Origin of the sequence: Methylobacterium sp. E-005, from assembly GCF_022829725.1 — a bacterium.
Classification (GTDB): Bacteria; Pseudomonadota; Alphaproteobacteria; order Rhizobiales; family Beijerinckiaceae; genus Methylobacterium.
This window is the reverse complement of the sequence record NZ_JAKSYG010000238.1, coordinates 102,644-115,032: the sequence shown is the minus strand read 5'-3', so window position 1 is coordinate 115,032 and position 12,389 is coordinate 102,644. Positions and strand designations below refer to the sequence as shown.

Below are 12,389 nucleotides of genomic sequence, written 5' to 3'. Positions count from 1 at the left end.
CCACGAAAGGTCCCGGACCTTTCGAAACCAGGACTTTGCCGATCAGGCCGGCAGGACCAGTTCGGCCTGCAATCCGCCCAGGTCGGCGCGTCCGAGCGTCAGCCCGCCGCCGTAGAGTTCGGCGAGTTCCAGGGTGATGGGCAGCCCGAACCCATGCCCCGGCACGCCCTCGTCGAGGCGACGCCCCCGCGCCATGACGGCAGCAGCGGCCTCGGCGTCGAGGCCCGGCCCATCATCCTCCACCCGCACCCGCACCGCGCCATCCTCCGTGGCCGCCGAGACCCGCACCCGCCCCCGGCACCAGCGGCAGGCATTGTCCACGAGGTTGCCGAGCATCTCGTCGAGATCCTGGCCCTCGCACGACACCACGAGGCCGTCCGGCACGGCCAGCTCGATCGCGACGCCCTTCTCGGCATAGAGCCGCGTGAGCGCGTCGCGCAGGTCCGTGAGCCGCGGCGCCAGGGGCGTTCGGGTCCGGGCCGCGCCTTCGAGTGCCGCCGCCCGGGCCCGGCGCAGGTGGTGGCGGACCCGGCGGTCCATATCCTCAACCTGTCGGCGGAGGTCTCCGTCCGGGTCCCGGGCGGGTGCTTCGAGCGCCATCGACAGAGTGGCGAGCGGCGTCTTCAGGGCGTGGGCGAGGTTGGCGACGTGGCCCCGGGCCCGCTCCAGGTTCCGGGCGTTCTGATCGAGGAGCGCGTTGAGTTCGGCCACCACGGGCGCGATCTCGACAGGCTGCTCGGCCGGAACCCGCTCCCGCGTGCCGGCCCGGACCGCGACGAGATCCGTTCGCAGGCGTCGCAGCGGCGCGAGGCCGAGCCGCACTTGGAAGGCCAGCCCGGCCAGCAGGCACAGGCCGAGGATCCCCAGCGCCAAGGCGAGGCTCGTCAGCGCCTCCCGCAACGGCCCGTACAAATCACCCTCCGGGGCCGCCACCACGATCGTGGCGGGCTCTGGCCCCGGCAGGGTGAGTACCCGCGCGTAGAGCGGCTGGCCCCGGGGTCCGGTGCCCCAGGCCGGGTGCGGCCGGCCGGGATCATCCTCTGGCCCGGGATCGGTCAGGCGGATGTCGCCGCCGCGCAGGGATCCCGAGCGGAGCGTCTCGGATCCGCGCCGCACCATCCAGGCCCAGCCGGGGCCGGGCCTGTCGTAGGGCGGCGCGTCGAGATTCTCCGGCAGGATCCCGGCCTCCAGCCCGGCCCGGAGGGCGACGATCTGCGCGTCGAGCCGCCCGTCGAACTGCCCGCGCACGAACCGGTGGAGGATCACCCCGATGGCGAGGCCCGCCACCACCAGGGCCGCCAGGACCAGCGCCAGGGCGGCGGTGAGCAGCCGGGTGCGCAGCGAGCGGTGCGGCGTTCCCTGCGCCATCAGGCGGAATCCGCGTGCAGGCGATAGCCGTGGCCGCGCACGCTCTCGATCCGCGCCGGGGCGATCTTCCGGCGCAGGCGGGTGATGATGACTTCGACCGAGTTCGAATCGACGTCGGCGTCGCCCTCGTAGACCCGCTCGATCAGGTGCAGGCGCGGCACCACGGTCTCGCGGTTCAGCATCAGGCAGGACAGGACCCGCCATTCGAGGCCGGTGAGCTTGAGCGGCAGGCCATCCTGCTCGAAGGCCCCGAGACCGGGATCGAAACTCAGCGGGCCGCAGGTGATCCGGCTGGCGCCCCCGCCCTGCGACCGGCGCACCAGGGCGCGCAGGCGAATCACCAGCTCCTCCACGCGGACCGGCTTGACGAGGTAATCGTCCGCCCCCGCCTTGAAGGCCGCGACCTTGTCGCTCCATCCGTCCCGGGCGGTGAGGACCAGCACCGGCAGGGTCCGCCCGGCCCCGCGCCACGCCCGCAGCACCGAGACGCCATCGCCCTTCGGCAGGCCGAGATCGAGCACGACGGCATCGTAGCCCTCGGTCTCGCCGAGATGCTGGGCATCCTCGCCGGTGGCGGCGTGGTCGAGGACGAAATTCTCCGCCCGCAGCACCTTGGCCACCTCGGCGGCGAGCGCCGCGTCGTCTTCCACCAGCAGGATCTTCACCCGTCCGTCCTCCCCGAGCAGGCAATTATGCCTTCCGTTGACCGTCGCGCTCCGCTTCCCGGAAGGGTCTCGCCCGCACCGTCATCACTTCGCTGCGCTCGCGAAGACGGCGGTGGCGAAGTCATCTGGTTCCCGTCGCACTGCCACCGCGGTACGGCGGAAAATCCAGTCGGTGTCGAGACTTGACGTCGTGTTCTCACGTGGCTTGGCCGTCTGGGCGCGTGCGGGCTCGAACCCGTGGACCAGCATCAACCCGCGCTGCCAAGTCTTTGCCTGAGCACGGGTTCCTTGCCGCATGACCTAGGCGGCCGGGTTTAACCCGAGCTGAACCGCCCGGTTCAGTCTGGATTGCCGGGGGCTCCTTACGAAGGGGCATCGGATCGAACGGATCCGGACCTTCTCAAGGACCACATCATGACCGACACCAAAACCATCGACGGCACGGCGCGGGAGATCCGCGACGCCGGGCCGGCGCGCCGCGCGATTCCCCGGCGGACCTGGGTGGTGGGCGCCCTGGCAGCCCCGTTGGCGATGGGCGCGCTCGGCCTCTCCCTGGCGCAGGGGACGAGCTTCCAGCCGACACCGGTCGAGCCGGTGGCGATCCAGGCGCTCGCCCCCTCGGGCGCGACGGCGATCCGCGGCACCGTCGCAGAGATCTTCGGCAACAAGTTCGTGGTCCAGGACCCGACCGGCCGCGCCCTCGTCGAGACCGGCCGCGAGGGGGAGGACGGCAAGCTCGTCGCCAAGGGCGAGGCCGTCACGGTTCAGGGGCGGTTCGAGACGGGCTTCCTGCACGCCCGGGTTCTGACCCACGGGGACGGGCGCAAGGTCGTCCTCGGCCCGGCCGGCGGTCCACCCATGGGCAGCCTCGACTGGGCCAAGGACCGGATCGGCCTCGGCCCGAAGCCCGACCTCCCCGCCCTGACGGCCGCCGTGCAGGCGGCCGGCTATAGCGATGTGCGCGTCACCGGCCGTGGCCCGCGCCACCTCGAGGTGGCTGCCAAGGATCGGGACGGGCAGGAGCACCAGCTCCATGTCGGCTTCGACGGGCAGGTCCGGGAGCGGCCGGTACCCGCGCGACCGCCGGTGTGAGCCCGCGCCGGGGCGGGACGGCATGCAACCCTTCCCGCCCTGCCGCGTCCTCCTCTGTCTCTCACCTGACGAGGATGCCCGCCGTGGAGCCGATGAAACCGATGGAACCCATGAAGCCAATGGAACCCATGAAGCCGATGAAGGGCATGGAGCCCTGGTGGCCGAAGGATCTCGGCGATCCCGCGACCAGTGGCGCGCAGAATGGAATGAAATACGCCTTCTTCCCCGACAAGCACCGTCTGCTGATCGAGCGCGACGGGCAGATCTCGACCTACGATAGCGGCGACCACCGGATTGGTGGAGTCTCGCAGGCGGACGGGTCCTCGAAGTCGCTGACCTTCTCCAGCCAGAACGGCGACGTGGATCTCGGCTCGCTCAAGAAACTCGACTGAGGCCGCCGTGGACAGGCCGGATCGGCGCCCTTAAGCCCGGCCCGGCCATGCGAGACGCCCCGCCGAGACCCCCGACCCCATGCGCGCGCTGATCGATCTCGTGCGCGCCATGCGGGCGCCGGACCGGCGGCGGCTGGCGCTGATCGCGTTGGGCCTCGCGGTGGCGGCGCTCCTGGAGGTGGTGGGCGTCGCCGCGGTGATCCCGTTCCTGACGCTGGTGGGCGACCCCTCCGCGGCCACCCGCATCCCCTATCTGGTCCAGGCCCGAGCCTTCCTCGGCCTCACCGACGAGCGCGCGTTCCTGCTGGTCACCGGCGGCGCCGCGCTGGTCGCGATCCTGGTCACCGCCCTGGTCAATGCCGGGCTGACCTACGCGCAGCTCCGGTTCACGCATCTGGCCGGCTACGGCTTCAGCCGGCGGCTGCTGTTCCGCTACCTTGATCGCGAGCGTCTGTTCTTCACGCAGGCCAACAGCGCCGAGCTCGCCAAGAACGTGCTGTCCGAGACCGACCGCCTCGTGGTCGGTGCCCTGACGCCCGCCACGGTGCTGGCCTCGCGGGCGAGTTCGGCGCTCGCGGTGATCGCGTTCCTGCTGGCCTACGCGCCGCAGCTCGCCTTGATCCTCGGCGGCGGCTTCGGCGGGCTCTATGTCGGGATCTACCTCGTGATGCGGGCCCGTCTCGCCCGGCTCGGCGCCCGCACGGTGGCCGACAACGAGGCCCGCTTCCGGATCGTGCAGGAGACCTTCGGGGCGCTCACCGAGCTGAAGCTCTATGGCCGGGCGGAGGCCTTCGCGGCCCGGTTCGACGCCCCGGCGCGCGCCTACGCGGTCGCCACCGCGACGAGCCTCCTCACCGGCCAGATGCCGCGCTTCGTCATCGAGGCGCTCGCCTTCGGTGGCGTGATCGTGGTGGTGCTGTTCGCCCTGGCGCAGGGTCTCGATGTGGCGGGCATCCTGCCGCTGCTGGGGCTGTTCGCCTTCGCGGGCTACCGCATGCTCCCGGCCTTCCAGAATATCTTCACCTCGGTGGCGCTGATGCGCTTCACCCTGCCGGCGGTACGGGTGATCGTCGACGAACTCGCGCACGAGCGGCCCCCCCTGTCCCGCACGACGGAGCGCCTGCCGTTCACGCAAGCGATCCGCCTGGAGGGGATCGGCTTCGAGTACGGCACCGGCCAGCCGGCACTGGCCGACATCGATCTGACAATCCCGGTCAACACGACCATCGGCCTTGCCGGCCGGACAGGTTCGGGCAAGTCGACCCTGGCGGGTCTGATCCTCGGGGTGCTGAGCCCCGGCGTGGGGCGGATCACCGTGGACGGGTGCCCCCTCGATCCCGACACGCTCCCGGCGTGGCAGAACCGCATCGGCTACGTGCCGCAGGACGTGTTCCTGGTCGACGGCACCGTGGCAGAGAACATCGCACTGGGCCTCGACGCGCCGGATCGCGCCGCCGTCGAGCGGGCAGCCCGGCTCGCCGGAGCCCACGACTTCATCGCCGCCCTGCCGCAGGGCTACGACGCGCGGGTCGGCGAGCGCGGGGCGCGGCTCTCGGGCGGCCAGCGCCAGCGCCTCGGCATCGCCCGGGCGCTCTATCACGATCCCGACGTGATCGTGTTTGACGAGGCGACCTCCGCCCTCGACGAGGAGACTCAGGGTGCCGTGATGCGGGCGCTGCGGGCGCTCTCGGGCCGGCGGACGCTGATCCTGATCGCCCACCGCCTCTCGACCCTGGAGGGGGCGGACGCGGTCCATGTGCTCGAGGCGGGGCGCCTCGTCGCCTCCGGGCCACCCGAGGCGGTGCTGCCGGGCCTCGGCACGGCGGCGTGACGAGGCCCCTTGCGTCCTGCCCTGCCTCCGTTACCTCGGCTCTCCGAGGCAGGACCGGGAGACGACCGTGAGCACGCGCATCGAGCTGAAAGCAGCGGACGGCACCACGGCCACGCTCGCCACCCACGGCGCCGAGCCGGTCTCCTGGCGGGTCAATGGGACCGAGTACCTCTGGAACGGCGATCCCGCCCATTGGAACCGTCATGCGCCCTGGCTTTTCCCGGTGGTCGGCGCCTCGGCGGGCGGGCGGGTGAAGGTCGGCTCCGAAAGCTACCCGATGGGCCAGCACGGCTTCGCCCGGGACCTGTCCTTCACGGTGGTGGATCAGAGCGCCGAGGCCGTGACGCTGCGCCTCACCGACGGGCCCGAGACCCGGCCCCACTACCCCTTCGCGTTCCGGCTCGACGTCACTGCCCGGGTGCGCCCGGCGGCCCTCGACTTCGATGTCACCGTCGCCAATCCCGGCGACACGCCCCTGCCCTACGCGCTCGGGTTCCACCCGGCCTTCCCTTGGCCCTTCGCGGCTGGGGCGCGGGCGAAGGATGGCGGCTACGCGGTCGTCTTCGATCGAGCGGAGCGTCCGTTCGCCCCGCAGGTCGGCCCCGGCGGCCTGCTGCTGCGCGACGAGCAGCCGATCCCGCTCACCGGCGACACCCTGCCCCTCGATCCGGCGATCTTCACCGAAGCCTTCGTGGTCCGGAACGCACGCAGCCGCGCGATGCGCTTCACCGGGCCCGATCGGACGATCCACATGGAGATGGCGGATTTTCCGCATCTCGCGATCTGGACCAAGCCCACGGCGCCGTTTCTCTCGCTCGAATGCTGGACCGGCTACGCCGACTGGGCGGATTTTTCCGGTGACCTGACCGAGCGGGATTCGCAGCGCCTGCTTCCGCCGGGAGCGGAGACGCGCCACGGCGTCCGCCTGACCCTGGAAGGCTGACAGGTGCGCGTCTGGGTGGCGCGGCCGGAGCCCGCGGCGACGCGGACCGGCGCGATGCTGGCGGCGCGCGGCCACGCGCCGCTGGTTGCCCCGGTGCTTGCCGTACGTCCGACCGGGGTGCGGCTGCCCGACGATCGATTCGACGCGCTGCTGCTCACCAGCGCCAACGCGATACCGGCCCTACGGGATGTCCCGTCCCTACCGGTCTTTGCTGTCGGTGCGCGCACGGCCGCGCTGGCGACGGAGGCCGGACTCGGGCCGGTACACGAGGGGCCGGGCGATGCTATCGGCCTCGCGGCCCTGGTGCGCCGGATCCTGCCGCCCGGCGCGCGCCTCCTCCACGCGGCGGGGGCCGACAGGAAGCGTGAGCCCGCTGCGACGCTGACGGCGGCTGGTTTCCGGGTCACGACCGTCGTGGCCTATGCGGCGGAGGCCCTGCTGGCCCTGCCCGATCCGGTCGGTCGCGCGCTCGTCGGTGGAGACCTCGACGCCGTCCTGCATTACTCCCGGCGCAGCGCCGCCCTCGCCCTCGCCCTGGCGGAAGGCGCAGGCCACGGCGGAGCTTTCCGCCGCCTGAGGCATTACTGCCTGTCGGCGGATGTCGCCGCACCCCTGGAAGCGGCGGGTGTTCCGGTCCATTTCGTCGCGGCGCGTCCGCGGGAAGCGGAGCTGCTGGACGCCCTTGCGCTGCCGCCCGGCCCGGCGTGCGGTGACAGGGAGGCCGGGCCGCCGCATCTCGCCCTCGCGCCCGGGGCCGGGGCGGTGCTAGGGGGGCGCGGCGACGCCGAAGAGTTGGAGGACTTGCCCGTGACGCCACCACCCAGCGACGCCGACAAGCCCGGATCCGGCGGCCGCAAGCCGGATTCCGCGCCCGCTAAGCCTGGACAGACCAACCCATCCGGGGCTGAGACCCGGCCCGGCGCGTCCGCAACGGGCGCGACCGGCGGCGCGAAGCCGGGCCCGTCCGGGCCCGCCGCGAGTCAGTCCCAGCCTGCCGGCATGACACCCAGGCCGGCGACCGAGCCGGTCGTCGCCGCCAAGCCCGGATCGAACGACGCCAAGCCCGGATCGAACGACGCGAAGCCCGGATCGAACGACGCCAGGCCCGGATCGAACGACGCGAAGCCCGGATCGAACGACGCGAAGCCCTCCGCGGTTTCGGCCGCGCAGCCGGGTGCCGCCAAGCCCGATGCCGTGAAGACCGAAGCGACCGGGATGGCCCCGCCCAAGGATGCGTCCGGCAGGCCCGAGGCCGGCCGGACGGATCCGCCGAAGCCAGGATCCGCCCCGGCACCGGACGCCGCCAAGATGGCTGCCGCCTCGGCCACATCCCCGGGCTCGACCGCCTCGGCGACGGGTGCGGCGAACGCCGCGTCCGGCAAGCCGGAGGCCACGAGGACCGAGCCGCCGAAGCCCGGCCAGCCGGGTACGGGTCAGCCGTCGGGCTCCGGGTCGCAATCCGGGCCCCGTCCAGGCGGATCACCCACAGGCGCCGCGGGTGCGGTGACTTCCGCAGCGGTCACGGCCGGGCCGATCCTCGATATGAAGGCCAAGCGCATCCCCGATCCACCGGGCTCGGGCAAGGGACCGAGCCCGGAGGTGAAGGCGGGGGGCAAGGAACAGCCCAAGGATGCTCCGAAGGACTCGGTGAAGGGGCCGATCCCGGGCGTCGCCGCCAGCCCGGCCTCCGCCGCTCCGCCTGCGCGGGCGCGGGCTGGGTTCGGCTCCCTGGCGACCGCGGGTTTGCTCGGCGGCGTGATCGGCGCGGGGCTCCTGTTCGGGGCGGAGACGGCCGGGATCGGCCCAGATCCGCGCCTGAACACGCTGGACCAGAAGCTCTCCGGGCAGATCGCGGCCCTGAGCGGTCGTCTCGATGGGCTCGCGCCCCGGGACGCGCTGACGGCCCTCGACAAGCGGATCGGCACGGCCGAATCGACCGCCAAGCAGGCCCTCGACAAGGCGGGAAGCGCCGCCGCGCCGGCCGCCGCCGCGCCGGACGGCACCGCCTCCGGTCAGGCGCCGGCGGTCCCGGCCGATCTGGCGGCGCGCCTCGACAGCCTCGATCAGCGCGTGGCCGCGCTGCAGGAGGAGCCGGGCCGCGATCAGCCGACCGATTCCAAGCTCAATGCGGTCCAGGATAACGGCAAGGAAATCGCCGATCTCGACGCCCGCCTGAAGGCCCTGGAGGCGAACGGGGCCAAGGCGAGCGCGGCCGAGGACACATCCAGAAAGCTCGCTGCGCTGCAGGGCGAGGTGGAACAGAAGGTCAAGGCGAATACCGAGGCGGATGCCGCCCTCGGCCAGCGCCTCGATGCACTCCAGCAGACCGTCGATGCGCGGGTGAAGGCCGCCACGGATGCGATCCAGACGGCCACGCAGGCGAGCCGCACCGCCGCCGAAGCCGGGCAGGCCCAGGCCGCGGAAGCCTCGAAGGCGGTCGAGCGCCGGCTTCAGGAGCAGGCCGACAGGATCGCCGCCCTGGACAAAAGCGTGGCGCAGCGTGCCGAGACTGCGACCGTCCAGGCAGCCCTGCGGGTGGTCGTGGCAGACCGCGTGGCTTCGGCGCTCGAATCCGGATCGGCCTACGCGGAGCCCCTGGCGAGCCTGCGCAAGCTCGATCCGTCGACGGAGGCGCAGGCCAAGGCGCTCGCGCCCTTCGCGCAGACCGGTGCGCCCACGGCGAACCAGCTCGCGGATGAGTTCCGGCCGATTGCCGAGCGGATGGCCGCCAAGCGGCGGGCACAGCGGGCCAAGTCGGCCGCCGAGACGGGTGATTTCCGCGCCAAGCTCCTGAGCATGGCCGACGGCCTCGTGCAGGTGCGCAAGGCCGATGCCCCGGCGCCGGAAAGCGCCGATCAGCCGGAGGCGAAGGTCCAGGCGGCGCTCGATCGGGGCGACCTTCCGGCGGCGGAAGCCGCTTTCGTGGCCCTGCCGGCGGACGCGCGGGACGAGGCCGGCGATTTTGGCGCCAAGCTCAAGGCGCGGACCGAGGCCGAACAGGCCGCGCGGACGCTCATCGGAAACGCCTTCCAGGCCCTGCCGACCGGCTCGGGATCCGGCACGCCCGCGCCAAACCCGGCGTCCAACTCGCCCGCCGCACCCGGCCGTTGAACCGGTGACGGCATCGAACCGCGCGCCGCGCGGCCGCAACCTCTCCGGGCGGGCGTGCAGGCGCCCCGCCCCTCCCGCACCCAGCGACCGTCGCCGCGCGGCCGTCGACAGGAGACACTGACCCCATGTGGCGCGCCCTCGCCTTCCTGGCCCTGCTCGCACTCGCCGCCTTCGGAGCGGTCTGGATCGCCGACAGGCCCGGCACCGTCACCGTCGTGTGGAACGGCTACCAGATCGGCACCAGTCTGGCGGTCGCCCTCGTCGGCGTGATCGCCGCGGCCATCGTGCTCGGCCTGCTCTGGGCGATCGTGCGCGGCGTGATCGGCCTGCCGGAGGCCCTGGTCCGCGGATCGGCCGAGCGGCGCCGGACCAAGGGACTCTCGGCCCTGTCCCGCGGCATGGTGGCGGTGGGTTCGGGCGATCCCCTGGCGGCCCGCCGTTATGCCGGCGATGCCGAGCGGCTCCTCGGCACGGAGCCGCTGACCCTCCTGCTCAAGGCGCAGGCGGCCCAGATCTCCGGCGACCGGGACGCGGCCGAGAGTGCCTTCCAGCGCATGGTCGATGACCCTGAGACCCGGGTGCTCGGCCTGCGCGGCCTGTTCGTGGAGGCCCGCCGCCGGGAGGACGAGACCGCCGCGCGTGCCTACGCCACCGAGGCCGCCCGCCTCGCCCCGAGCGTCACCTGGGCGAACGAGGCCCTGCTGGAGGCCCAGAGCGCCGACGGCGATTGGGGTGCGGCCCTGGAGACCATCGAGCGGCGCTCCTCGCTCGGGTTGATCGACAAGGCGACCGCCCGCCGCCAGCGGGCCGTGCTGCTGACGGCGATCGCGGGCGAGCACGAGGCCGGCGAGCCGGACCTCGCCACCGAGCGTGCGCTGCAGGCCGTGAAGCTGGCTCCGGATCTCGTTCCGGCCGCCTGCATCGCCGGACGGCTGCTGGCTCGCCGCGGCGATTTCCGGAAGGCGGCCCGCATCGTCGAGGCGGCTTGGAAGGCCAATCCCCATCCGGACCTTGCCAAGGTCTATCTCGGCCTGCGGACCGGCGATTCGGTCCGCGACCGCCTCGCCCGGGCCGAGGTTCTGGCCAAGCTGTCGGTCTGGGATCCGGAGTCCCGGCTCGCCTTGGGCCAAGCGGCCCTCGATGCGCGCGACTACAAGCGCGCCCGCGAAGCCGTGAAGCCGCTCCTCGCCGAACGGCCGACCGCGCGCGCCTGCCTGATGATGGCGGCGATCGAGGAGGCCGAGCACGGGACAGCCTCCGGCCAGGCCCGCGAATGGCTCGCCCGGGCCGCCCGCGCGCCCCGCGACCGCATCTGGATCGCCGACGGGGTCGCTTCGGAGACCTGGGCTCCGGTCTCGCCGGTGAGCGGCCGGCTCGATGCCTTCGCGTGGCGGGAGCCGCCGAACACGCTGACCGCCCCCGCCGCGGTCGAGCCGGAGGCCGACCGGAACCACGCCACGCCGCCCGCCCTCGTCCCGGCTGGTCCGAATGGAGGGGAGTCGGCCCCGTCCCGGCCGAGCGGGGCTGAAGCGGATGCCGTCGTGCCGCATGGCATCGCGCCGGCGCCCGGAACGGGCGGCAAGGCCGCCGGGACCGACCCGATCTCGGCCGGGATGGCGGCAGCCGCGCTGCCCGCCTCCAAATCGGCCGAGCGAGCGGCGCTCAAGATTGGCTGAGTCCGCCCGGGCCGGCTTTGATTTAGCAGTCGATTGGCGGTGCAAGTCTTGTATCAGGGCTTGCAGACCGGGTGTCCGGCGCGCAAGCATTGGTCAATAGGCCTTTGGGGTGCTCTTTGCCGAAGCGGATGCCGATTCGGCAGAAAGCGCACCGGGCCGTGCGTTGCGCCGCGCTCGACCCCGGAGACTCGATCATCCGCCTCCTGATGCCCGCTTCGGACAGGCCGCCGGCTCGGCCGACTCTGAATCCGGTCCAGCACCGCGGTGTGCGGCCGTGACGAGTCTTGACGATGACGGCGAACCGCGGCGGCAGGTCGGCGCCCTTCCCTTCCGGTTCGGGCGGGACGGGAAGCCGAAGGTCCTGCTGGTGACGTCGCGCGAGAGCCGGCGCTGGGTGATCCCGAAAGGCTGGCCGATGAAGGGGCGCAAGCCGTTCGAGGCTGCGGCCCGGGAGGCTTATGAGGAGGCCGGGCTGCGTGGGGCGATCGGCAAGCGGCCGATCGGGCACTACCTCTATCAGAAGCGCCTGAAGAACCTCGACGCGGTCCAGTGTCAGGTCAAGGTCTTCCCGCTCAAGGTGCGCAAGCAGCTCAAGCACTTTCCTGAGGAAAATCAGCGGGATCTGCGCTGGTTCACGCCCGCGGAGGCCGCCGAGGCGGTCACCGAGCCGGGGCTGGCCGCCCTGATCCGCACCGCCTGCCGCTGGTAAAACCTCCGGATGCGGCGTTGCCAACGCGGCGGCGATCCGTTATGGCCCCACTCGACCGGACGGACACGCCCTTGCGGGGGCGCCCCGGACACCGGCTGCGGTAGCTCAGTGGTAGAGCACTTCATTGGTAATGAAGAGGTCGACAGTTCAATCCTGTCTCGCAGCACCATTTCCATCGATCATCTGAACAGGTCCGGCTGACGACAGGGTGTGGTAACCGCTCGTCTCACACAGCGGTTTTATACAGCATCCTTCCGAATGGCCCTGCCTCGGGAAGACCTGCAGTCAGGGGTCTCTCCGCGATGCTAGCGAACTCGTCGCACGGGCGATCTTGGTCGTGCAAACGGTTGCTGGATTCGCGGCCTCCTTGTCGTGCAGCCGAAGCCCTTCGAGCAGGTCTGCCGGGCGCACGTGGTCTGCCGAGACATCGTGCGCGAGGAAATCTGATCAGAAGCGATCACCGTCCGTTTGCGCTGCACCGGACAGCCGCACTGTAACTCGGGACCATGGCGGGACGTTCTTGCCTGGATCCCCGCTGCGAACGCAGGCACTGCGCGAGCCGCTGACCTCGATCCGGATTTTCGAGACGCTGTGAGGACTTG

The 12,389-nt window shown here is 72.2% G+C and carries 8 protein-coding genes, 1 tRNA gene and 1 pseudogene; 8 read left to right on the top strand and 2 right to left on the bottom strand.

Features of this window, described 5'->3' with window-relative positions; all coding sequences use genetic code 11:
- Positions 1–42 precede the first annotated feature (42 nt).
- Positions 43–1,368, bottom strand: coding sequence for a sensor histidine kinase (locus MKK88_RS29220; RefSeq protein ID WP_244006206.1), 1,326 nt, complete (start codon positions 1,366–1,368; stop codon positions 43–45).
- Positions 1,368–2,033, bottom strand: a complete 666-nt coding sequence (locus MKK88_RS29215; RefSeq protein WP_244006204.1) for a response regulator transcription factor — start codon at positions 2,031–2,033, stop codon at positions 1,368–1,370. Before MKK88_RS29215 ends, MKK88_RS29220 begins: the two co-directional genes overlap by 1 nt.
- A 414-nt stretch (positions 2,034–2,447) precedes the next feature.
- On the opposite strand from MKK88_RS29215, the gene MKK88_RS29210 reads away from it, so the two are divergent.
- The 8 genes and pseudogenes from MKK88_RS29210 (at position 2,448) to MKK88_RS29175 (ending at position 11,956) form a co-directional block, all read left to right on the top strand.
- Complete coding sequence (locus MKK88_RS29210) at positions 2,448–3,125, top strand: DNA-binding protein (protein ID WP_244006203.1); 678 nt, start codon at positions 2,448–2,450, stop codon at positions 3,123–3,125.
- 128 nt (positions 3,126–3,253) lie between these two features.
- Positions 3,254–3,517 carry a hypothetical protein gene (locus MKK88_RS29205; RefSeq protein WP_244006201.1) on the top strand — a complete coding sequence of 88 codons (264 nt, stop codon included), beginning with the start codon at positions 3,254–3,256 and terminating at the stop codon, positions 3,515–3,517.
- Between the two features lie 79 nt (positions 3,518–3,596).
- Entirely contained in the window at positions 3,597–5,348 is a 1,752-nt protein-coding gene (locus MKK88_RS29200) for an ABC transporter ATP-binding protein (RefSeq protein ID WP_244006199.1), read from the top strand.
- A 67-nt stretch (positions 5,349–5,415) separates the two neighbouring features.
- Positions 5,416–6,291 carry an aldose 1-epimerase family protein gene (locus MKK88_RS29195; protein ID WP_244006193.1) on the top strand — a complete coding sequence of 292 codons (876 nt, stop codon included), beginning with the start codon at positions 5,416–5,418 and terminating at the stop codon, positions 6,289–6,291.
- Between the two features lie 3 nt (positions 6,292–6,294).
- Positions 6,295–6,990: pseudogene (locus MKK88_RS29190) on the top strand (uroporphyrinogen-III synthase); the annotation flags it as partial.
- Between the two features lie 2,537 nt (positions 6,991–9,527).
- On the top strand, positions 9,528–11,078 hold the full coding sequence (locus MKK88_RS29185; RefSeq protein ID WP_244006192.1) for a heme biosynthesis protein HemY: 1,551 nt from the start codon (positions 9,528–9,530) through the stop codon (positions 11,076–11,078).
- 274 nt (positions 11,079–11,352) lie between these two features.
- Positions 11,353–11,787 carry an NUDIX hydrolase gene (locus tag MKK88_RS29180; protein ID WP_244006190.1) on the top strand — a complete coding sequence of 145 codons (435 nt, stop codon included), beginning with the start codon at positions 11,353–11,355 and terminating at the stop codon, positions 11,785–11,787.
- 94 nt (positions 11,788–11,881) lie between these two features.
- A tRNA-Thr gene (locus MKK88_RS29175) sits at positions 11,882–11,956 on the top strand.
- Positions 11,957–12,389: the final 433 nt, after the last annotated feature.

Excerpts from the sequence above, each read along its gene's own strand:
- MKK88_RS29220 (WP_244006206.1), bottom strand. The coding sequence starts at position 1,368 with ATGGCGCAGGGAACGCCGCACCGCTCGCTGCGCACCCGGCTGCTCACC.
- MKK88_RS29210 (WP_244006203.1), top strand. The coding sequence starts at position 2,448 with ATGACCGACACCAAAACCATCGACGGCACGGCGCGGGAGATCCGCGAC.
- MKK88_RS29205 (WP_244006201.1), top strand. The coding sequence starts at position 3,254 with ATGAAGCCGATGAAGGGCATGGAGCCCTGGTGGCCGAAGGATCTCGGC.
- MKK88_RS29200 (WP_244006199.1), top strand. The coding sequence starts at position 3,597 with ATGCGCGCGCTGATCGATCTCGTGCGCGCCATGCGGGCGCCGGACCGG.
- MKK88_RS29185 (WP_244006192.1), top strand. The coding sequence starts at position 9,528 with ATGTGGCGCGCCCTCGCCTTCCTGGCCCTGCTCGCACTCGCCGCCTTC.